This is a genomic window from Labilibacter marinus, from assembly GCF_001659685.2.
Lineage (GTDB): Bacteria > Bacteroidota > Bacteroidia > Bacteroidales > Marinilabiliaceae > Saccharicrinis > Saccharicrinis marinus.
Window position 1 is genome coordinate 44,377 of the sequence record NZ_LXYE02000004.1, and the last position, 22,548, is coordinate 66,924.

At 34.3% G+C, this 22,548-nt stretch carries 15 protein-coding genes, 2 tRNA genes and 1 riboswitch; of the genes, 11 read left to right on the forward strand and 6 right to left on the reverse strand.

Translation table 11 applies throughout. From position 1 onward, the window contains the following. Positions 1–128: 128 nt before the first annotated feature. Together A8L32_RS02630 and A8L32_RS02635 are read right to left on the reverse strand one after the other, a co-directional pair. The gene (locus tag A8L32_RS02630) at positions 129–1,229 is read right to left on the reverse strand and encodes a DUF5074 domain-containing protein (protein ID WP_066627451.1); all 1,101 of its coding nucleotides are present in this window, start codon (positions 1,227–1,229) and stop codon (positions 129–131) included. Positions 1,230–1,247: 18 nt separating this feature from the next. Next, positions 1,248–3,191 carry a TonB-dependent receptor plug domain-containing protein gene (locus A8L32_RS02635; RefSeq protein ID WP_066627453.1) on the reverse strand — a complete coding sequence of 648 codons (1,944 nt, stop codon included), beginning with the start codon at positions 3,189–3,191 and terminating at the stop codon, positions 1,248–1,250. Positions 3,192–3,274: 83 nt separating this feature from the next. Continuing rightward, a riboswitch (cobalamin riboswitch) is annotated at positions 3,275–3,489 on the reverse strand. 170 nt (positions 3,490–3,659) lie between these two features. On the opposite strand from A8L32_RS02635, the gene A8L32_RS02640 reads away from it, so the two are divergent. Next, positions 3,660–4,757: a YncE family protein gene (locus tag A8L32_RS02640; RefSeq protein ID WP_066627456.1), complete on the forward strand. Its 1,098-nt coding sequence runs from the start codon at positions 3,660–3,662 to the stop codon at positions 4,755–4,757. A gap of 17 nt (positions 4,758–4,774) precedes the next feature. Here A8L32_RS02640 and A8L32_RS02645 read toward each other — a convergent pair whose 3' ends face one another. From A8L32_RS02645 to A8L32_RS02655, 3 genes are all read right to left on the reverse strand, one after another. Further along, positions 4,775–5,083: a hypothetical protein gene (locus tag A8L32_RS02645; protein WP_066627457.1), complete on the reverse strand. Its 309-nt coding sequence runs from the start codon at positions 5,081–5,083 to the stop codon at positions 4,775–4,777. After that, a complete protein-coding gene (locus A8L32_RS02650; protein ID WP_066627468.1) occupies positions 5,070–5,444 on the reverse strand; it encodes a phage holin family protein in 375 nt (124 codons plus the stop codon). The genes A8L32_RS02645 and A8L32_RS02650 overlap by 14 nt, the downstream gene beginning before the upstream one ends. Before the next feature lie 132 nt (positions 5,445–5,576). After that, positions 5,577–5,864: a YtxH domain-containing protein gene (locus A8L32_RS02655; RefSeq protein WP_066627471.1), complete on the reverse strand. Its 288-nt coding sequence runs from the start codon at positions 5,862–5,864 to the stop codon at positions 5,577–5,579. A gap of 189 nt (positions 5,865–6,053) precedes the next feature. Between A8L32_RS02655 and A8L32_RS02660 the strand changes: the two genes are divergently transcribed. Beyond that, positions 6,054–8,279 carry a RelA/SpoT family protein gene (locus A8L32_RS02660; protein WP_066627474.1) on the forward strand — a complete coding sequence of 742 codons (2,226 nt, stop codon included), beginning with the start codon at positions 6,054–6,056 and terminating at the stop codon, positions 8,277–8,279. A 69-nt stretch (positions 8,280–8,348) separates the two neighbouring features. On the opposite strand, the gene A8L32_RS02665 is transcribed toward A8L32_RS02660, so the two are convergent. Beyond that, on the reverse strand, positions 8,349–9,818 hold the full coding sequence (locus tag A8L32_RS02665) for a glycoside hydrolase family 16 protein (protein ID WP_066627484.1): 1,470 nt from the start codon (positions 9,816–9,818) through the stop codon (positions 8,349–8,351). Positions 9,819–10,075: 257 nt separating this feature from the next. Between A8L32_RS02665 and A8L32_RS02670 the strand changes: the two genes are divergently transcribed. The 9 genes from A8L32_RS02670 (at position 10,076) to A8L32_RS02710 (ending at position 22,345) form a co-directional block, all read left to right on the forward strand. Then, positions 10,076–10,151, forward strand: a tRNA-Gly gene (locus A8L32_RS02670). 32 nt (positions 10,152–10,183) lie between these two features. Next, positions 10,184–10,267 (forward strand) — tRNA-Leu (locus A8L32_RS02675). A 133-nt stretch (positions 10,268–10,400) separates the two neighbouring features. Next, positions 10,401–12,068: a DUF6377 domain-containing protein gene (locus tag A8L32_RS02680; protein WP_066627487.1), complete on the forward strand. Its 1,668-nt coding sequence runs from the start codon at positions 10,401–10,403 to the stop codon at positions 12,066–12,068. Positions 12,069–12,413: 345 nt separating this feature from the next. Further along, positions 12,414–13,085, forward strand: coding sequence for a T9SS type A sorting domain-containing protein (locus A8L32_RS02685; protein WP_066627489.1), 672 nt, complete (start codon positions 12,414–12,416; stop codon positions 13,083–13,085). A gap of 54 nt (positions 13,086–13,139) precedes the next feature. Continuing rightward, positions 13,140–16,097 carry a SusC/RagA family TonB-linked outer membrane protein gene (locus A8L32_RS02690; protein ID WP_066627491.1) on the forward strand — a complete coding sequence of 986 codons (2,958 nt, stop codon included), beginning with the start codon at positions 13,140–13,142 and terminating at the stop codon, positions 16,095–16,097. 12 nt (positions 16,098–16,109) lie between these two features. Beyond that, complete coding sequence (locus tag A8L32_RS02695; RefSeq protein WP_198931718.1) at positions 16,110–17,588, forward strand: RagB/SusD family nutrient uptake outer membrane protein; 1,479 nt, start codon at positions 16,110–16,112, stop codon at positions 17,586–17,588. Positions 17,589–17,606: 18 nt separating this feature from the next. Continuing rightward, positions 17,607–19,352, forward strand: a complete 1,746-nt coding sequence (locus tag A8L32_RS02700; RefSeq protein WP_075589998.1) for a SusE domain-containing protein — start codon at positions 17,607–17,609, stop codon at positions 19,350–19,352. A gap of 86 nt (positions 19,353–19,438) precedes the next feature. Next, positions 19,439–20,872, forward strand: coding sequence for a glycoside hydrolase family 30 protein (locus A8L32_RS02705; RefSeq protein ID WP_198931719.1), 1,434 nt, complete (start codon positions 19,439–19,441; stop codon positions 20,870–20,872). Positions 20,873–20,881: 9 nt separating this feature from the next. After that, entirely contained in the window at positions 20,882–22,345 is a 1,464-nt protein-coding gene (locus A8L32_RS02710) for a glycoside hydrolase family 30 protein (protein ID WP_066627500.1), read from the forward strand. Positions 22,346–22,548: the final 203 nt, after the last annotated feature.

The following is a 22,548-nucleotide window of genomic DNA, read 5'->3' on the forward strand; positions in this document are numbered from 1 at the left end:
CTTTTGTTTCAGTATTGCTAGATGCGTAAAAATACAATTTTTAATGAATGATGAAATGGGAGGCGGATAAAAAAAACCTGCTACTTAACGAATAAATAGCAGGCTGAAGTTATATTGTGTTGTTCTTGTTATTTGTACAGAACCCAAGCAGGTGCAATTCCTGTTTGGTAACTAGTATTTAAGCTTCCTGTATTGTCGTACACTCTTAACTCTCCAGTAGAAGTAGTACTTTGTGAAATTAAAACATAAAGCTCATCTGTTTTAGGGTTAACAGATACAGCATTTAATCCATCAATTTCAGCAATTAAAGGCGTAGCTCCAAATTCTTTGGTATCAACATTAAATTCAAAAACACCTCCTTTTTGTACCCAGCTTTCATCTGGTAGTTGTACCCAGCTTGCTGCAGATACGTAAATTTTACTTGCATCCGCGTTAAACGACATAATAGAGCTATAGTTTGTACTTACGTTAGCTAAAGTATATGTTGCAGATAACTCATCAGTAGTTGTGTTAATATATCCTAATCCAGTAGTTTCGCTTGAGTTTGAATATGTACTAACTAACGAAACGTAAAGATTATCGCTAGCATCCTTTAAAAAGTATGAAGTTACAGCTGGTGTTTCTATAAAACTAACTTGTTCTGTTTCTAAATCAACTACGGCAATATTAGTGTCGTAATTTAAAGCACAATACAATTTACCATTGGCTATTTCTACGCCTTCAGGACCCCCAGGTACAGCTATTGTTTTTTCAACTTTATTGGATTTAATATTGTATTTGGCAATATAACCTAGAGTTGGAGTTTTCCAAACATCTCCACCGTAACAAGATATATATAAATAATCTCCACTCGCTACACAATATCTGGGTTTAATGATATCTGTGCTTACTCCGTTTTTAGATTGTTTCAATGTGCTATCATTCACATAAAATATCTCGTCCGTATTGTTACCCATAAAATATATCTTATCGTTGTATTGATAAGCATATTGAGGCTTTCCTGTCATAGATGGACCGTTAACTGTTTCAAAAAGATAACTATACATTTTAGACTCATCCGTATCAAGGCCAGAAATAGATCCCACAGTACTGGAGTAACTTCCGTAATTAATAACAAAAGCGTTAGATGCTTTTACAACATAAGATGGTGCCTCTGGTTTAGGATCATCATTTTCACATGAAGTGAAAATTACTCCAAGAATTAAAAATAAAAATAAGTGCTTTTTCATTTGATTGTTATTGAATTTTTAAAATTTATACTTTAATAATACACGATAATTGCTCTCAGGCATAGCGTATTGGTATTGGTTTTGATATACTTCGTTAAAAATGTTATTGACTTGAAAATCAACTAATAAATCATTGTCCTTAATGTTGAATTTATGGGAGGCCGAAATATTAATAAGTTTGTAAGCATTTAAATAATCACCTACTTGATTGTAGTATCGTTCTCCACAAAATGATCCATCAATACCAATGCTTGTTTTTCTAATTTTTCCTGATATAAATGCATTTGCTATATGTTGCGGAGTATATTCAAGTTGTCTTCCTAAAATATCTGTTTCTAAAGAAGACTCCTTTCTGGTAGCAGAATTATATGCATAATTAGCTCCTGTTTGTATTTTTATGTTTTTTATCGAAAAATTAGCATCTGTAGAAACCTCAATGCCCTTACTAATAACGCGTAATATATTTTGAGCACTCCAAAAGTTGCCATTAGGAATCCATTGAATCCAATTATCTACATCCATATAATATACATTAGATGAGAAATTGAAAATTACTTTATCAGAACATAAAGTATACTTTGCACCTGCTTCATAACTCAGCCCTTCTTCAGGAAGTATGTTCTCGTTACCTTCATACCCTTCCTGTCCCCAATATCGATCATTAAAAGTGGGTATTTTATAAGTCTTCTGAGCATTAGCTATTAAGCGGATAAGTGAATGATCATCTGTATGTAAAATATAATCTAAACCAAGAGAAGGGGTAAAAGGGGCATCGAACCTAGTGACAAACTGTTGTCGCATATTTAAACTGGCCTTTAACTTGGGAGTAATACGATATAATAACGCCGCATGTAAATCCAAATTTTCTTCGGTTACCGTTTTATCATAGGCATATACTTTGGGCTTTATATACCTGTAGTTTATATTAGCTTCATAGTTTAGCTTAAATAAGCTTCCTTTATAACCAGCATGCGATACGAAGCGTTGTGTTCCAATGGTATTTACTTCATCACCATTGTCAATAGCTTTGTCGTTTACATAACCCGCACCAATTTTTAGTTCATTTTTTTTAATCGTTTTTCTGTAATTAACCCAACTTCTAAAGTTGATATCTTCAATAGGTCTTACTTTAGAACTATTGTTTTGAGTCATATTTGGTTGAGCTTCGTGCCTGTTTTTTCCCAACCAAAAGAAAGAAGTTATTTGCTGATTATTATCAATCTTATAATTTATTTCTTGAAGAATGTTTTGATTCTTTATTGATGAGTTTTTAAGTGTATCTCGTCTATATTTTTGTTGTTCATAGTCATAGTACTCCGTATTTTCGTATGAGAAATTATTTTCCTTTTGATAATAAACCAATCGAGTTACAGACTCAAATTTACCATTTCCAACAAAAACTTTTGCCCCTCCAACATATTCTCCAAAAGAACCCATTGAAGTGAAAGCTTCACCGTGAACACCTTTTGTCCAGTTGTGATTAAATCCCAGCCTTACACTACCTCCAATTGACCCAGAGCCTGTAGATGCGGATGAACTGCCAAAGGCTAGGTTAATGTTATCGAAAAGGAAAGTGGGAATGTTACTGGTGTTTGAACTTCCTAAAGTTAAGGAGTTGATGTTAAGTTCGCCAATTAAAACTGAGGTATGTGTAGATGAAGTGCCTCGGAAACGGAACGATCCTAAACCACCAGCATCCGATTTTATATAAACGGGAGAAAACTTGGTAATTAAGTCTGTCAATGAACCACTCATTGCACCAATCTTTTGCATAGGAGTAAATTCCTGAGTTTTACTTCCTACCTGATATTTTTTTGAAACGGGAGAAACAATCTCAACTTCTAGAATATGAACAGTATCTTCAAAATTAATATTTGAAAAATCAACCACATTAGAATTCGACTGAGCATTAGCTCCAATACTCCAGATAATCACCAACAACGCACCAAATACTCGTAACATTTATCATACTAATGCAGCTTGAGGAAAAAAAGAGAAAGATGCTCTAAAACAAGAATATCTTTAACAGCCTAGCTCCCGAAGCCTTTGTTAAACTATTATTGGTAGGTGTTCTGACTTGCTCTGTTACTAAAGCCTTCCCATCATATAAAAATGACAGTGGCATTAGATTTTAGTAACTGTTTATTGAGCCTACAGCTGCGGGTACAGTTCCGGAATTTTAATTTTACTTAAGCACCGGATTCCCTTTTAATTCTTTGGATGATAATATCCTCCGAAAACCAAATTCGCCACAAAAGTAATTAATTAATTTAGAATAGGAATTACCATTGATAAAATTGTCCTATTAAAGCTTTTGGAGTTTCTTTTAAATACTACTAATGCAATAATATGTTATAAATAGAATACGATGAGCGGTTTTATTAATCGAAATCTTATATTTGCAGTTGAATTTAGAAAATAGTTAAATAAATGAAGAAGTTTTTCCAAATATTCCTAATCGCGGTGAGTGTAATTTCAATCATTTCATGTAATAGGGAATATCCAGATATTACAAGCGAAAAAGGTTTTAACGGACTTTTTGTTCGTAACTACGAAGGAACAGTGACTTATTATAGCGAAATTGATAGCTCGGTAACCTCAGATGTTTATTCAGATGTGAATGGAACTTCAATTGGTAATGACCTTTTAGCATTAACTTTATATGATGTTAGAGGATATTTATTGCAAGGCGAGGGTAGTGGGCAAGAAATTGAAATGATTAACTCAAAAACGTTTGTGTCCTTAGGTAAAATAGGAGGGTTTAACAACCTAACAGATTTAGTTTGTGTTTCAGACCAATTTGTATATGCATCCGAAACTACTACTGATGAATCAATGTCTGGTTCTGTATTAATTATGGACAGCCTGACACTGGATATAAATACCACTTTAAAAGTAGGTAAGAATCCAACGCAATTAGCTTATACCAGAGGAAAAAGAGCTTATGTGGCCAATACAGGCACTGAGGCATATCCGGATTCAACTATAATGGTAATTGATGTTACTGAAAAATCTGTTATTGATACTGTTGCTTTGGAGCAAGAATTGGATAATGGAAGTATAGCAAAACTTCAAAGGCCTGTTGAGATGGTGATTGATGGTTATCAAAATATTTGGGTTCTTTGTGAAGGAATAGATAATGTTGGAGCAGGTATTGCTAAAGTAAATTTTGTAAGCCATGAGGTAAAAGTATTTCCTTTTACTAATGAGTATGTAGGGCCAGGTAAAAATGGAATGGTTAGAGGTCGTTTAGGAACCACTATTTTATATGTAAACGATGGAACTTACTCAATGTCTATTGATGATGAGGAATTACCAACCACTAAATTTTTTAAAGGTGAGTTTGCTGATAAAGTGTTTGATGCCATTGGAGCCAACACCTTTACTACAAATTTCTATTGTTCAGAAGATGGCGAGAATGGTGAAAATGGAGTTACTTATGTTTTCGATAGACATGGATATAACACCAACGACGCTATGTTTGAAGTTGGTGAAAAACCACGTCAAATAATATTTGTAAGAGATTAATATTACCCTAGTTTATTTTAATCCTCTGAATTTTCAATGGTTTGATCCGTTGAAGTTTCAGGGGATTTTTTTTGCTTTTTCTTTGACTTTTTAGTTTTCTTTTTTTCGGAGTACCCAGAAATATAAGCTTTCACAAACTCCATAATAGGCTTGCCCATTTCTTTAAAAATAGAAGAGAAAAAACGTATAGGATTAATATACGATTTAAACTCCATTTTCTTTATCTCCAGTTTTTTTTCGGTTAACCTAATTTCGTACTGAAGTCTTACTTTTTCTTCTTTAAAGTCTTCAAAGGATTTTATATGAGAGAAACTATTTTTTGTCATAATCGGTATAGTTAGGAAAAAACAAATGAATAAAAGCCTGAATGATTGGTTTTTGAACAAACTTGCCTTTAAACAAGAAGAATAATAATCCTATTACAAAATAAAAACCTGCTACAATGAAAAATCCTAGTTCTAGGCTATCCAGATATCTGCCTATTGCATATGATATAGCAATGGATAAGAAAAACAAAACAAAAAATGCGATATAAAATAAAACCAGTCTTACAGCGATGGCTGCTGTAAATTTACTTAAGTCTTCAGCAATATGAAGTTTTGTTAAATCAATCTTATTTTGGACATAGGATTCAATTTCTTTTTTTACATCAGAAATCTCATCAGATATACTTTCTTTTTTGCTCATAATCTATCTAAATAAAAAATGCCTGTTCAATTTACAGTCAATGTAGTAAAATTGAAACAGGCAACAAAATATTGTACTCCGAAAGTCTAAAATGTGCAATAATATATAATATTTCGAATATTTATATTGCTATTAATTAGCACCGTGAGTTGGTTCTAAGGTACGTTTATACTCTTCGAGTAATTTTTCAATTTTACCTTCGATATTGTGAATTTTAGATTTAAGCTCTTCTTTTAATTCACCACCTTTAACTTTCATTTTTTCTTTAGTCGCATTCATTTCTTTTTCAAGCTCGTGAAGCTTTTCTTTTAATTGTTTGCGAGTTTCTGCTCCATTTTGAGGTGCAAAAAGCAGAGCTGTAGCAGCTCCCATTAATGCCCCTGCAAATAATCCTCCAAAAAATAAACCACTATTTTTCATAACTCTTGATTTTATAATATTAATAAATTTTAATTACTACTATAATATACCACTTTGGCAGTAAAAAGTCAACTTAAGCACAAAGCTTTTGATATATATGTTTTGATTAAACATATCTGTGAGTTAAATTTGACCGTCGGCAAATATGAACACTAATATTGTGCCAGATTTATTACGAAAGCAACAATTATGGAGAACCAGATTGAACTTGTTCAATCAGAAAAGATTGAAATACGCAATAATTATAGAAGCTTATTAAGGGCTTGTAAAAATATATTATCTAACGAAGATGTTACCGAAGTACGAAAGGCTATTGAAATGGCTCTTCAGCGTAAAAAGGAATATAGACGGCCATCTGGTAAACTTTCAGCAATACATTCTTTAGAAGTTGCGAACATTGTTGCCTCGGAAATTGGATTAGGACGTACTTCCATTATATGTGCTTTGTTATATGATGTGGTTCAACACGAAGATGTTGAAAAGCATGAGATAGCAGAGATATTTGGTAAGAATGTAGAGGATATAGTAAGTGGTCTGATAAAGGTAAAAGAATTATATACAAAAGACACGTCTATTGAATCTGAAAACTTCAGGAAACTACTTTTAACTTTTGCCCAAGATGTTAGGGTGATTTTGATAATTCTAGCGGACCGTTTGGAAACTATGCGTAGCTTAAATCTTTATGCGCCAGAGGCACAACAAAAGATTGCTTCGGAAGTGGGCTATTTATATGCGCCTATGGCACACAGGTTGGGTTTATATGCAATTAAAAGTGAGATGGAAGATGGTGTAATGAAGTACACCAATCGGGAGATGTATAGCTACATTGCAAAAAAACTTAACGAGACCAAAAGAGCGAGAGAAAAGTATATTAAGGATTTTATTGAGCCGATTAAAAACGAGCTAGACAGTATTGGTTTAAAGTTTGATATTAAGGGACGAACTAAAACAATTCATTCTATTCATAATAAAATGAAGAAGCAAAATACACCTTTTGAAAAGGTGTTTGATTTATTTGCAATTCGTGTTATTTTAGATAGTAAGGAAAAGGATGAAAAGCCAGATTGTTGGAAGGTATATTCTATTGTAACGGATAAGTATCAGCCCAACCCTTCACGATTAAGAGATTGGTTATCGATACCTAAATCTAATGGATATGAATCGTTGCATACTACGGTTCTTGGGCCGGAGAAAAAGTGGGTGGAAGTTCAGATACGTTCGCATAGGATGAATGAAGTGGCTGAAAAAGGTTTGGCAGCGCACTGGAAGTATAAAGGAGGTTCAGGTGAAAAAGGTATGGATCAATGGTTGGCTAATATCCGCGAGGTATTGGAAAATCCAGAGAGAAATGCGGTTGACTTTATTGATGATTTTAAGCTTAACCTTTACGACGAAGAGGTTTTTGTATTTACACCTAAAGGAGAGCTAAGAAGATTGCCTAAAGGTGCAACTGTGCTCGATTTTGCCTTTGATATTCATTCGGGGGTAGGTAAACAGTGTATTGGAGCTAAAGTGGATGGTAAGCATGCTTCTATCAAACAAGAATTAAAAAATGGAAACCATATTGAAGTAGTTACTTCAAAAACACAAGAGCCAAGAGCGGAATGGTTAAATGTGGTAGTCACTTCTAGAGCAAAATCAAAATTAAAGCAAGCACTCAAAGATTTACAGTATAAAGAGTCCGAATTTGGAAAAGAGACACTAGTTAGAAGGCTGAAAAACTGGAAGATTGAATTAACAGATCAGTTGGTACATCAGTTGGTTAAACATTTTAAATCTAAATCAATCAATGATTTTTTTAGAGAAATTGCTTTAGGTACGGTTGACATTTCAGGAGTTAAGGATTTTGTTCAAAGCCAAGAGAAAAAAGATACCGAGAAAAATCAGGAAGCGGTTGCCCAGTTAAAGAGTGCAACAAACTTTGTGGCTAATGTAGATGAAGAAATAGCCAATGATGACGATGTATTAAGGATTGATAAAAATCTGAGTAATGTAGATTATTCTTTGGCCAAGTGTTGTAATCCAATTTTTGGTGATGGTATTTTTGGTTTCGTTTCTGTAACAAGTGGAATAAAGATTCATAGAAACAATTGCCCTAATGCTCCAGAAATGCGTTCTAAATTTGGGTATAGAATAGTAAGTGCAGAATGGACAACAGGTAGCTCAGCTAACTTTCAAGCTACTTTAAAGGTTACAGGAAGTGATGATATTGGTATTGTAAGTAATATTAGTCAGGTTATTACCAAAGACCTTAAACTTAAAATGCGATCTATTTCAATTGACTCGCAGGAGGGAAGCTTCGAAGGCACGGTAACAGTGTTTGTGAATGACACAAGTATGCTTGACTTACTGATTAAAAAGATAAAGAATGTAAAAGGAATTTATAATGTATCTCGTATAGATTCTGCGAATTAGCTAATGATTTAAAAAGCAAAGGCCTGTTATCGAACGATAACAGGCCTTTGCTTTTTTATATGAATATTATTAATTCAGTTGATAACATCTTACCCAGTCAATATCCATTGAAACAGGCAGTTTGTCTTGTTTTGGCTCTGATGTAAAATGAGTACTTAATGAAATGTACATTGGTTCTTGTGGCACATTCTGCGTAATTGTATGCACAGTAACACCATTTATTTTCCACACCATTTTATCTTTCGCCCAATCCAAAGTATAAATAAAGAATTCCTCAGCGGAACCTGGTATTTTAAGCGATTGAGAATCTTCTGAAACTTGACCATCCTTACTCCAGAAATTTGCAGCTTCAAACTTATTTTTAGCGTTCTCAGGTGTTTTAAGAATATTCACTTGAGGAGTCATCTTTTCTGATAACAACCAGAATGTATGCGCAGCAGGAGCAACATGATTAAACTTAATTTTAGCTTCAAACCTTCCAAATTGTTGTCTAAAACTTTGCCCTGTACTTATGATACCAGAAGAGTATTCAAAATCTTTAGGAACAAAACCAAACTGTGCATCCCAAACTTTACCTTTGCAAGATTCATTTTTCGAAATTATTCTAGCACAGCTATCTCTTAGTTCAATATTTTCATGCTTAAAAAATTGCTTTTCGTTAGCTTGAACGTAATTGTCGTTCATCAATGCTTTTCCCCAATAGTAACCAGTAATCCACTTATTCTCATCCAATTTAGGACTGTCAAAGTCATCTTCGAATGTAAGATTCCACTTATCAATATTTTTAAATGGATTATGCTCTTTGGTTTTTAAGAACCAAACAACATCTTCACTTTTAAATAAAGTTTTATATTCTTCAATGAGTTGGAACTCCTTAGATTTTTTAAAACGATTTTTATCGTTCATTTCTGTTCTGATATCTTCAAATTCCGAAGATTCGACATAGCTTTTAAGTTTAAGGTAGCTTTTAATTTCACTTGTTTCTTTTAGCTCCTCAGCATGTTTGCTCTTATCTATTTTTAATAACTTAATGTATCGTTTAACATTGCCCGAGCGTTTCTTCTTTTTAAAGCTTTGCGCTTGGTTGTATGCGTCAGACTTTTTAAAAGGAACATCATTTTCATCGATAACCTTTTTAGTTTTTAGCTGATTAAACTCTTCCGACTCTACAAATTGCTTTAATTGTAAATACTCTTTAATTTCAGAGGTAGATTCTAATTTATTAATTTCTTCACTTTTGTCGTTACGTAGGCATTTAACGTACATTTTTACATTACTCGACCTTTTGGCTTCTTTATACTTTCTTAATTGTTGAAAAGCTTCAGTGTCTTTAAAGCGTTCTTTTTTAAGTTTATCAACCTTTTGTTTAAACTCGCCTGAATTAACAAGTGTATCTAGTTCTGTATATCTAGAAATTGTTTCAGAATTTTCTAATTCGTGAAATCTGGCTAAGTCTTCTCTTAGGTGTTTGTTTTTATTCTCATACTTCTCCGTACTTGGAAACTTACTTCCGAATAAACTGCTGAATATATTTGCCATGTTGATTTTAGATTTGTTAGTTTTTCAGGGCTATTGTACGACACAAAGCATAAATAGTTTTAAAAACAAGCTTAATTTGAACACTGAAATTAGTTATGTATGATTATTGCATTCTAAAGTTAATTTTATTCACTGAAAAATAAAAAGTTAGGAAGAGAAAGTACCTTAATGCTTTTGTTTTAGTATTTGTACAATGATAAATATTAATCCTTAAAATGCACTAAACACGATAATTTTTATATTTTTGCAACGCTAACGCGAAAATAGCTCAGTTGGTAGAGCACGACCTTGCCAAGGTCGGGGTCGCGGGTTCGAGTCCCGTTTTTCGCTCCAACTAAGGGCGAGTACTTTCGCTCTTTTTTTATGCCCAGGTGGTGAAATTGGTAGACACGCAGCCTTGAGGGGGCTGTGGGAGCAATCCCGTGAAAGTTCGAGTCTTTTCCTGGGCACACCAAAACTCCTAATTGATTTAATTCAGTTGGGAGTTTTTTCTATACTCCAATTAAGTCTCTCATTTTTTATTATTCTAATTCCTGTATTAATTTTGCAATTAATTACATGGATATCTATATTTGAAGTTATATGAATCGATATCAAAGGAGTAACTTTCTAGCTTTTATTTTTTTCATCTTTTTTACTTGTTCTGCATATGCTTCTTCAGAAATTGATAGTTTGTTGTTGCGGCTAGAACAAACAATGAACGATAGAGAAGTTTTTGATTTAGAAAAGAATAATAAAATTAAGCAGTTAAAAAGCTTACTAGAAAAAAAAGGAAATAATAAAGATCAAGTCTACTTTATCAATGATCAGATTATTGATGAATATTTAACTTATACATTAGATTCTGCTTTACACTATCTCAATTCCAACATAAAAATATCGAAGGCACTAAATAGTATTGGACTTATACATCAATCAAACATTAAAATGGCTGATATAATGGCTTCTACAGGTAGGGCTTTTGAGGCGTATGATATTTTAATGAAGATTAATAAGTTAAAGCTGAATAATGAATTATTGATTGAATATTATAAAGCCTTAATTAAAGTGTTCAACGAGGTCAGCTTTTATTCAACTTTATCTGACAATTATTTAAAATATTATTCAAAGGTTGAAGCATATACCGATTCCCTTGTTCCATATTTAAATCCAGAATCGGATGATTACTTAGCCATTCAAGAAAAAAAATATCGAGATGATAGGCACCTTTTAGAATGTAAAAAGATAAATACCCAAAGGTTATCTAAAACTAAAATAGGAAATAGGCATTATTCATTAATTACTTTTGAACGCTCATTGCTTTATCAATTGGAGGAGAATGAAGAAATGAGAATGAAATACCTGATTTTGTCAGCAATCTCTGATATTCAATCCTCCGTAAAGGATAATGCCTCTTTAACTGAACTTGCTTTAATATTAAATAAAAGGGGAGATGTGGACAGAGCACATGAGTATATTAAATTTTCGTTTGCAGATGCTACATTTTTTAATTCGGAATTAAGGTTTAAAGTTATTTCAGAAATATTACCCGTTATTAAAGAAGCTTACGAACTCAGAAACGAGAAACAAAGGAAAAAGCTTCGCGCATTATTATTTATAATTAGTGCTCTATTAATTTTACTATTGATATCTATCTTTTTTATAAATCGTCAATTGCTGACTTTAAGGCAAACTCAAAAAGAACTTAAAAAGATCAACGATCAATTAAATGCGCTTAATCAAGACCTAGCTGAATCGAACAAAAAGCTAAATCATATAAACGACCAATTATCGGAATCGAACCATGTTAAAGAGCATTATATTGGTAACTTTTTAAGTATTTGTTCCAATTATATTGATAAGATGGATCGGATGAATAAAATAGTGAACAAAAAAATTGCTAATCGTAAGGTAGAGGAACTATTTGCGGAAACAAAATCGAAGAAGCTAATAGATCAGGAGGTAAAGGAGTTTTACGAAAATTTTGACGATACTTTTTTACATATATTCCCAAACTTTGTGCAGGAATTAAATGCCTTGTTGTTAGCAGATGAGCAAATTCAGTTAAAGTCGGAGGAACGTTTAAATACCGAACTTAGAGTTTTTGCTTTAATTAAATTAGGCATTATTGATAGTTCAACTATTGCAAAGTTATTACGCTATTCAGTAAATACCATTTATAACTATCGTGTTAAAATAAAAAATAAAGCTAAGGGCGATAGAGATTCGTTCGAACAGCAGGTAACCCTTATTGGTGTTTCAAAGAAATAACATAATTCTTCAAGTTTTATTGATATCTATTAATTACTCCATTATCTTATTTTGTAGATGAAGGTAATAGAAGAATATTGTCAAAAAGTATACGGTTTTGAATAGATTACTTCCAATATTCAATTTATATTATCCACTTTTTTTATAAATGTTAAAAAATGTAACCAGTACAAATACAGGTCTTAGCGTATTTTTTAAGTCCTAATGTATCCACTATTTCACTACTTAGGTTCGGAATTACTCCCTTTTTCCATTCCCTTTACAATCGAGAAATAAATCAGCTCGAAATGTATAATCAATCGGATGATAATATCCTTAACCTCCGATTTTAAAATCTAATTAGTGATGAAAAAAATACTACTACTATTTATTACGGGATGGAGCCTAATTAATTTGAATGCTCAACACAATGTAACTTTAAAAGTAATCGATAATCAGGATGGTGCTTTAACCAATAAAGTGGACGATAACAATGAAACGAATGTGTTTTGTTGGGCGGGTAATGGTGCTGGAACACTTTATGCTGGTGATTGGTGGTATCCTATGTATAACGGCGAGGCAGGAAGAACAGGAGGACTTTTGGTAAAAGACAATGGTGTTTGGACATGGCAATGTACTTTCGAAAATGTTGCTCCAGGTGATTACTGGTGGAAACCTTATATGAAAACATTAGGTTGGTCGCCTCTTCGTAATTTATACAATTATGATGAAAATGGTGATTTACACTTCTCTGTAGCACAGGATGGTACTGTTTCTGGACAAACTTCATTAGAGCTTCCATTGACTGCTACTAACACACAACAAGAATTAACAGAAGAGCTTAATGTTTACACCAGAGACAAGGTTATAGTAGTAGCTAATGTTAAGCAAGGAGAAGATATATTTCTTTTTAATCTCTCAGGTAAACTTGTATCAAAAGCCTTGGGTAACTCAACAGAAGTAGAAATTACAGTTGCTCAATCTGGCATCTATTTGGTTAAATCAGGCCAATCCTCAATTAAAGTTTTTGTGAAATAAAGCAATCGCCAAAATGTTTCTAAGCGATATTTTTTAATCTATAATAAAATAAGAATGTATAAATCTGTATTAAGGGTATATCATAAGCTTATCTTATGCACAGTTATTGGACTAATGATGTCCTTAACTGCTGTAGCCCAACAATCAACAATTAAAGGAAAAGTGCTAGATAATTCTGGAGAGCCCATTCCTGGTGTATCCGTGGTATTAAAAGGTACTACCATAGGAACCATTACAGGATTTGATGGGAATTATGTACTTACTGGTGAAATACCAACAGAAGGTATTTTGGTATATAGCTTCATAGGTATGCTAACACAAGAGCAAAGTATTTTAGGTCGAAACGTTATTGATGCGATTTTGGAAGAAGAAGTTTTAGGCTTGGATGAAGTTATTGTGGTAGGATATGGTACGCAAGAAAAGAAAGATATTACAGGGTCGGTAGCAGTAGTTGCTGCTGATGAGCTAGAATCGAGACCTAATACTCAGTTGGGTTCGTTACTACAAGGTAGAGCAGCTGGGGTTCGCGTTGTATCAGGTTCTGGAAAACCATCCGAAGGTATTAGTATTCGCGTTAGAGGAACCAACTCTATTACTGCTGGTAGTGAGCCACTTTACGTAGTAGATGGTATTCCTACAAGTGATACTCGTTCCTTAAACCCTGCTGATGTTGAAACAATGACAGTACTAAAGGATGCTTCTTCTGCTGCTATTTATGGAGCACAGGGTGCTAATGGAGTTGTTTTAATAACTACCAAAAGAGGAAAGAGCGGTAAAACACAAGTTAGTTTAGATGCCTATGTTGGTTTTTCAGAGGTATGGAATACTTTAGAGGTGTTAAACGGTGAGCAATACCGCGATTTAATGACAGAAATGGGACAGTCAACCGACTGGGATCGATATAATAAAAATACCGATTGGCAAAATGAAGTCTTCCAAAGAGGTGTATCTCAAAACTATCAATTATCCGTTTCTGGTGGAAGCGAAAAAACTAACTACTATATTTCAGGAGGTTGGGTAAAGCAAGAAGGAGCTATTCGAAGTTCAAAGATGGACAGAGCCAACTTCAAAATAAATCTTGATCAAGAGGTAAATGACTGGTTGAGTTTAGGAACTAGAATCGCCTATACCAAATATTCTGATGTAGATGTAAATGATAATAATGCAGTAAACCAAGGTGGTGTTTTAACAGGCGTTATTAATACACCATCCGTTATTGGTATTTATAATGAGGATGGAACATTTACTTCAAACCCTTTTCAAAACTGGGAAAATCCAATCGCTAGTACGGATGGTTCTGAAAGAGAATATAAGAGCGATCGTTTTTTAGGAAATATGTATATTAATATTGATTTCTTAAAAGATTTTACTTTTAAAAGTAATTTTGGAGTTGACTTTAGTAACGGCGTTTACGATTACTTTTTAGATCCTTATTTAACCAGTTTTGGTAGAGCCAAAAGTGGAATCGGAACCAATAATACGGATCGTTCTACGTATTGGATGATGGAGAATACTTTATCATACAATAAAAAGTTAGATAACCATGCCATTGAAGCTTTAGTGGGTGGTGTAGCTCAAAAGTTTTTATGGGAAAACAATTATATCTCTACAGAAAATTTTTCAAGTAATGGTGTTAAAACAACCAATGCAGGTTCAATCATCACTTCCGCAGGTAATAACAAATCGGAGAAAACAAATACGTCTTTTATCAGTCGTTTAAATTATGCTTTTGCAGATAAGTATTTGCTAACAGCTAACTTTAGAGCAGATGCTTCAAGTGCTTTTGGTCCTGAAAACCGTTGGGGATATTTTCCATCATTCTCAGCAGGATGGCGTCTTTCTCAAGAATCATGGATGGAAGGCTTAGGTTTTTTAAATGACTTAAAATTACGTTTAGGTTGGGGTATTGTAGGTAACGATCAAATTCGTAATTATGCATATTTCGGATTATCGGGTTCTGGAGCTAATTACCCTATTGGAGGGCAAGCTATGCCAGGAACTTATCCTTCTGCTATTGATAACAACACTTTAAAATGGGAGGAATCGGAGCAAACTAATTTAGGTTTAGATTTTAGTATGCTTAATGGGCGTGTGCAATTAACCGCCGATGCATATTTAAGACAAACAAAGGACTTATTATTAGACGCACCGCTTCCGCATAGTACAGGGTACGATAATGCATTACAGAACATTGGAAACTTAGAAAATAAAGGAATTGAGTTTAGCCTGAATACAGTTAATATAGATAAAGCTATTAAGTGGAGTTCTACATTTAATATTTCGTTTAATCGAAATGAAGTGACAAATCTTGTGGTAGAAAGTTTGCCAATGGGTAATGTTGCAGGTAGAGGCGAAGCGATATTGTTAGAAGAAGGTCAACCCTTAGGTACCTTATATGGATATGTTTGGGGTGGAGTAGATCCTGAAACAGGAAACGGTTATTATATTGATAGAAATGGAGAAAGTACTTTTGCACCAACACCAGAAGACAGAACCGTTATTGGAGATGCTAACCCCGACTTCTTTTATGGATTAAATAATACAGTTGCTTATAAAGATCTTGAATTAACCGTTTTCTTAGAGGGAAGCTATGGTAATGATATGCTGAATGCAACAAGAATTGATTCAGAAGGAATGAGCGATCCTAAAAACCAATTATTAACGACAAATAACAGGTGGCGCCAACCGGGTGATATTACCGATATTCCTAAAGCTAGTTGGGCAAGTACAGACAACTCAAGAATATCAACTCGTTTTATTGAGGATGCATCTTACTTAAGAGTAAAAACAATCACTTTAAGTTATAATTTACCGCAAAAATTACTGGAAAAAATTAAGCTGAATAGGGTAAAAGTTTATGCAACAGGCGAAAACTTGTTTACTCTAACTGACTACACTGGTTTTGACCCGGAGGTTAATGCCTTTGGCGGATCAAATACAATGAAAGGGATTGATTATGGAACCTATCCTCAAACTCGTAATGTGATTTTTGGTTTAAATGTTACTTTTTAAAGAATGATAAAGATGAAAATAAAAGCATATATAATAGCTGGTTTGGTGGCGGTTTCGGCATGGTCATGTGATGATTTTCTTGACTTAAAACCCATATCTGAAGAAACCACAGCAACAGCATATGAGTCGTACAGCCAAATAGAGGCTGCTTTAACAGGAACTTACGAATCCTTTCAATCGGATGCGTATGTATGGAATAATATCCTTTTTCAGGATGTAAGATCTGATAATCATTATGCTGGAGGAGATAATCCAGAGATGTTTGAAATGGATTTATTAAAAATTTCAGCCACTAACTCCAAAGTATATCAAAGTTGGTCGAATTTATACAATGCTATTTTAAAAGCTAATATAGTTTTAGATAAAGTAGATGGAATAAATGATCCCTTATTAACGGATGAACGAAGAAATCAAATAAAAGGGGAGGCTTATTTTTTAAGAGCTTACCACTATTACAATTTGGTTAATATGTTCGGCGGAGTGCCTTTAATTTTAGCACCTACATCATCTACAGATCCAGATGCAGTAAATATTCCACGCTCAACAGCGGCAGAAGTATTCGAACAAATATTAAAAGATTTAGATATATCGGCTGGTTTATTACCAGATGTTTATGGCGACGATGCTAGCATTAATAAAGCTAGAGCAACAGCAGGTGCTGCCAATGCTTTAGCAGCTAAAGCTTGTGCACAAAAGCCTGTACCAGATTATTCAAAAGCACTTGAATATATTACTAAAGTGGAGGATAGTGAAGCGAATTATCAATTGATTGACTACGGTCATCTATTTGATGGAAATCATTACAATAATGCAGAGTCTATTCTTGAAATTCAATATATAGGTGGTGATGAAGGTAACTGGGCTCCACAAATGTTATTGCCACCTTCAATAAGTGGCGATACATGGAGGAAATTTGTAACACCATCCAATGATTTAGTGAATGCTTTTGATGCAGAGGGTGATGATATTAGAAAGAATGCCAGCGTTTTATTTGAAGAAATAAATGATTGGGTGGATGAATATTGGGGAAATGCTATGGGTAGTTCGGTGGCCTTTTCATATAAGTGGAAAAACGCTATGGGATGGTCAAGTACCGATCGTCAATATATAGTTAGATATGGAGATATTGTTTTGTTGAAAGCAGAAGCATTAAACGAAACGGATCAATTAGGATTAGCTGCGGCAGAAGTAGATCTTATCCGAGGCCGTGTGAACTTAGATAAGTTAAGCGATGATAAAAAGAGCAGTAAAGAAGCTTTGCGTATAGCCATTTTAAACGAGCGTAGGTTAGAGTTGGCGCAAGAAGGTCAGCGTTGGGACGATTTGGTGCGTTATGGAGTTGCTGTTCAAACAATGAATGACTTGGTGGAGATTGATTTACGCGATAATCAGGCTGTTGATTATAACATGACAGAAGCAAAAATACTTTTACCTATCCCTCAGCAAGAGCTGGATAGAAACCCTGCTTTAGATCCGAATCCATCTAACTAAAATCTAAAAATATTAAAGATGTATAAGAATATAAATATACTGTTAGCCCTACTTGTCATGTTAATGGCATGGGGCTGTGAAGAAAAGAGCAATCTTCAACCAGAAGGACAATGGGAGTTATCTACACCAACACAACTTGGTTTTAGTGGTGGTGATAATGTAGTGTTGGATGAGTCAAAGCCTAATGAGGAGTTATTGTTTTCGTGGCATCCTGCCGAATCATCGGCCAAGTACAACGTATCTTACGAGTTACATATTGTAAAATCTAATGCTAGTCCTGAAGATTTACCTATAATGGTTGTAGAATCAACTAATGGTGGAAAAGATACGAAAGCTGTTGTACTAGCTAATAAATTGGATGAAGCTATGTCCATGGCTGATTTTCCTGCCAATGAGGTAGGAACGATAAAGTATGTAGTTAAAGCCATTTGTTTGAGTAAAGTTTCAAATACAACATCGGATGAGATTTCTGTAAAACGTTTTGAGACAGAAATAATCCCAGAACAACTGTTTGTTTCAGGAGAGGCTACTGAAAATGGCGATGACCTAAGCAAAGCTATTCAACTTAAAAGGTTAAATGATGAAGATTTAAATCCTTCGAATAAATACGAGGTTTATACTAAGCTTTTAGCAGATAAAACCTTTATGTTTTACAGTGGTCAAAGTTTGCCAGCACATAAATATGGCGGAGCAGAAGGTGAACTTGTTAAGTCTGGAGTAGCTTTAAGTGTAAGTGAAGAGGCTGTATATAAAATCAATATCGATTTAGATAATAACACTTACGCCCTGTTTAAAGTAGATTTTATTGGCGCTATTGGTGGTGTTTTTGAAACAGGTTGGGGAGGAGACCAATTGTTGGAATATCAAGGTTTAGGTGTATTTAAGGCGAGTATCAACTTTATAGATGAAGGCGGTTTTATTTTAAGATCAAATAAAGATTGGGTCAATATTATGAAGCGTGTGGTTGGAACTACAGACCAGCTTGTAGCGGAAAGCGATGCCGAATCTCAAGGTGTTTCATATGAAGATATACCTACTGATGTTAAAGGGGTACATATATTAACTATCGATTTATCGGCCAATGGTTATACCTACAGTATCGAAGAAGATCCTGACGCTCCAGAAGGGTCTGATCCGATTGAAGCACCAGAAACCTTATTCTTATTAGGAGACGGTACGATAGTTGATCAATTGACTAAAGATGGAGATGTATTTACCACTACGCAGAATTTGGCTTTACAAACTGGCGTAACTTATCAGCTGAATACAGCATCCGATGGTACAGGGAAATCATATACTATTGATGTGAATCTGGGAGTTACTGATGCTCCCGATGGAGCCCGAGTTTCGGTAAGTGCTAATATGTTTGATGTTGCAGGTGATATCGCAGTGGAAAGAGAACAAGCATATCAGCTCGAAATTAATTTTACTGAGGCTATATTAAAATGGTCGTATTACAATTTATTTATGTTCCATTGGGATGAGCAAAATCAAGGTTGGGATGATAGAGAAGAATTCTTAATGACTTATGAACATCCTTATAAATGGAACTTAACGGCGGATTTAACAGCCGATTTCGATCATAAGTTCTTCTCTCCTTGGGATAATGATTTTGGTTCAGATGATCCTTCAGCTTTAAGCGGAACAATGACCAATAAAGGCGGATCAAACTTTACAAACATCATCAATTCAGGTACTTATAAGGTGTCCGTAGAACTTACTTCAGATTACTCTACAGGAACGTATGAGTTTGTAGTTCAATAATAATTAATTAAAAAGCGAAACGAGGCAAGGGCTAAGAAAGTCTCGTTTCGCCTTTGATTTTTAAAACATTAAAAATGCGAATAAAGATGTCATTACTAACATTAGTTGCAGTGTTAATAAGTATGTTGGGCGTGCAATGTTCTGATGATTCGGAAAATAATATGCCACCCCCTCCTGAAATTTCGGATCCATATGATGTACAATTTTATCTATCTACCTACGATGGGGTATCAAAATTTAAAAATATAGATAAACAATTCTCTCAGGTTAAGCCAAATAATAATCCAACAATCAAGATTAACACTGCTCAAACGTTTCAAGAAATGGATGGTTTTGGTTTCACCTTAACGGGGGGAAGTGCCATGCATTTAGCAAATATGGGTTCCTCGCAAAGAAGTGCATTGCTCAATGAACTATTTGCCTATGATGATGAAAATATTGGAGTTAGTTATTTAAGAGTAAGCATTGGAGCTTCTGATTTGGATGCATATACTTTTTCTTATAATGACTTATCTGCTGGTGAAACGGATGAGGATATGCAGAAATTTTCATTGGCACCAGATAAAACTTATTTAATTCCAATTTTAAAAGAAATTTTGGCCATTAACCCCAATATAAAAATACTGGGGTCACCATGGTCGCCGCCTACCTGGATGAAAAGCAATAATGCTACAAAAGGAGGAGAGTTAAAGCCTGAATATTACCAAGCATATGCTAATTACTTCGTGAAATACATTGAAGAAATGGCCAAAGAGGGTATTGTCATTGATGCAATAACAATTCAAAATGAACCTTTACATCCAGGAAACAATCCTAGTATGTACATGCCAGCTAACGACCAGGCTTTATTTGTTAAGTCGGCCTTAGGCCCTTCTTTTGAAACTGCAGGAATAAATACTAAAATTATCGTATATGATCATAATGCGGATCATACTGATTACCCAATCGGCATATTAAATGATGCTGATGCCAAAAAGTATATCGATGGTTCCGCTTTCCATTTATATGGAGGTGAAATTGGAAATCTAAGTAGTGTTCATAATGCACATCCAGACAAAAATCTGTATTTCACGGAACAATGGATTGGTGCCCCAGGTAGCTTTGGTGATGATTTAGTATGGCATATTCGTAATTTAATTATTGGAGCCTCTCAAAATTGGTGCAAAACCGTGTTGGAGTGGAACCTAGCAGCAGATTCTAATTTAGAACCTCATACCGACGGTGGATGTACAGAGTGCTTAGGGGCGCTAACGATAGATGGAAATACGGTGCTTCGTAATCCGGCTTATTATATTATAGCCCATGCATCAAAGTTTGTACGCCCAGGCTCTGTCCGAATTCAAACTAATTTGCCATCTGACTTGCCCAATGTAGCTTATAAAACACCTAACGGGGATATGGTATTAGTTATTTTAAATGAGTCGGATGGAGAGAAAGAGTTTAATATAGAATGGAATGATGAAATGATTTCTACAACCTTAGCCTCTAAGTCGGTAGGTACTTATGTGTGGAAACAGTAAAAAATATACATGATGAAGAATTATTGGATATTAATAATCATAGTACTCCTTTATAGCTGTACTGCGAAAAAGGAAGTAAAAACTACAATAGAGAAAACGAGCTACTCTACCATTGGTAAAAAGGTTAATGTTTATACTACGGCTGAAAATACGAAGGAAAGGTTATCGTTTACGCATAAATTAGAGTTCAAAGAATCTAAGCAACCTTTAGAAACCGATATCGCAGTTTTCGTTAAACCAGAAAAACAATTTCAAACATTTATTGGAATTGGTGGTGCCATTACTGATGCATCTGCCGAGGTGTTTGCTAAGCTGAGTAAAGACAAACGAAACGAGCTGATTAATGCTTATTATGGTATTGATGGAATAGATTATAGTTTATTACGAACTACTATACATAGTTGTGATTTTAGTTCAGAAAGCTATACTTACGTCGAAGATGGAGATATAGAGCTTAAAAGCTTTGATATAGATCATGATAGAGAATTTAGAATCCCTATGATAAAAAGAGCGATGGAAGCTGCTTCTGAATCTCTTCTTTTTTATGTAAGTCCATGGAGTCCTCCTGCTTTTATGAAAGGGAAAAAGGATATGCTTAAAGGTGGAAAACTATTACCTGAATATTACCAATCGTGGGCATCGTATTATGCCAAATTTATAAAAGCTTACGAAGCCGAAGGATTTCCAATTTGGGGCTTAACTATACAAAACGAACCTATGGCAGTTCAAACTTGGGAGTCATGTGTTTATACAGCAGAAGAGGAACGAGACTTTTTGAAGAATTACTTAGGACCAACGCTGGAGAAAGAAGGCTTAGGGGATAAGAATATTGTAGTTTGGGATCATAATCGAGATTTAATTTCGCACCGTGCTAATACTATTTTTGGCGATCCTGAAGCGGCAAAATACGCTTGGGGAATTGGTTTTCATTGGTACGAGCGTTGGGCTGGAGGAGAATCGATGTGGGACAACCTTCGTAATGTAAAAGAATCCTTTCCAGAAAAGAATCTGCTTTTTACCGAAGGATGCATAGAAGCTTTTGTTGAAACAGATTATCAGCGTTGGGCCAATGGAGAGCGCTATGGTAAATCAATGATTAACGATTTTAATTGCGGTACTGCGGGTTGGACAGACTGGAATATATTATTAGACCATACTGGTGGACCAAACCATGTAGGTAACTATTGTTTTTCCCCTATCCATGCTGATACAAGAACGAATGAATTGATTTATACTCCTTCGTATTACTATATAGGTCATTTTTCAAAGTTTATTCGTCCAGGTGCAAAAAGAGTGAGCACAACCTGTAGTCGAAGCCACTTAGTCAGTACATCTTTTATCAATAAAGATGAATCCGTTGTAACAGTGGTAATGAACGATACTGACGAGATTATTAGTTACAAATTGATTGTAAATGAATCAGAATCTTTATTGGAAATTCCTGCACATGCTATTCAAACCTTGGTTTATTAGTACCTCATTTTAAATACCAAAAAACTACCATTTTTTAAGGGATCACTGTATCAGTGATCCCTTTGTTATTTTTATAGCTCAGGCAATAAGCGTTAATAGCGATTAAACAAATCGTTCAATGTAGCTTATTTGTTCATGCATAATATATGTTCATTAATTTGGTTTGAATATAAATTTGTGTTGCTACTGTAACATTACTTTGG

Excerpts from the sequence above, each read along its gene's own strand:
- A8L32_RS02640 (WP_066627456.1), top strand. The coding sequence starts at position 3,660 with ATGAAGAAGTTTTTCCAAATATTCCTAATCGCGGTGAGTGTAATTTCA.
- A8L32_RS02710 (WP_066627500.1), top strand. The coding sequence starts at position 20,882 with ATGATGAAGAATTATTGGATATTAATAATCATAGTACTCCTTTATAGC.
- A8L32_RS02660 (WP_066627474.1), top strand. The coding sequence starts at position 6,054 with ATGGAGAACCAGATTGAACTTGTTCAATCAGAAAAGATTGAAATACGC.
- A8L32_RS02630 (WP_066627451.1), bottom strand. The coding sequence starts at position 1,229 with ATGAAAAAGCACTTATTTTTATTTTTAATTCTTGGAGTAATTTTCACT.
- A8L32_RS02700 (WP_075589998.1), top strand. The coding sequence starts at position 17,607 with ATGTATAAGAATATAAATATACTGTTAGCCCTACTTGTCATGTTAATG.
- A8L32_RS02705 (WP_198931719.1), top strand. The coding sequence starts at position 19,439 with ATGTCATTACTAACATTAGTTGCAGTGTTAATAAGTATGTTGGGCGTG.
- A8L32_RS02635 (WP_066627453.1), bottom strand. The coding sequence starts at position 3,191 with ATGTTACGAGTATTTGGTGCGTTGTTGGTGATTATCTGGAGTATTGGA.
- A8L32_RS02685 (WP_066627489.1), top strand. The coding sequence starts at position 12,414 with ATGAAAAAAATACTACTACTATTTATTACGGGATGGAGCCTAATTAAT.
- A8L32_RS02695 (WP_198931718.1), top strand. The coding sequence starts at position 16,110 with ATGAAAATAAAAGCATATATAATAGCTGGTTTGGTGGCGGTTTCGGCA.
- A8L32_RS02690 (WP_066627491.1), top strand. The coding sequence starts at position 13,140 with ATGTATAAATCTGTATTAAGGGTATATCATAAGCTTATCTTATGCACA.
- A8L32_RS02650 (WP_066627468.1), bottom strand. The coding sequence starts at position 5,444 with ATGAGCAAAAAAGAAAGTATATCTGATGAGATTTCTGATGTAAAAAAA.
- A8L32_RS02680 (WP_066627487.1), top strand. The coding sequence starts at position 10,401 with ATGAATCGATATCAAAGGAGTAACTTTCTAGCTTTTATTTTTTTCATC.
- A8L32_RS02665 (WP_066627484.1), bottom strand. The coding sequence starts at position 9,818 with ATGGCAAATATATTCAGCAGTTTATTCGGAAGTAAGTTTCCAAGTACG.
- A8L32_RS02645 (WP_066627457.1), bottom strand. The coding sequence starts at position 5,083 with ATGACAAAAAATAGTTTCTCTCATATAAAATCCTTTGAAGACTTTAAA.
- A8L32_RS02655 (WP_066627471.1), bottom strand. The coding sequence starts at position 5,864 with ATGAAAAATAGTGGTTTATTTTTTGGAGGATTATTTGCAGGGGCATTA.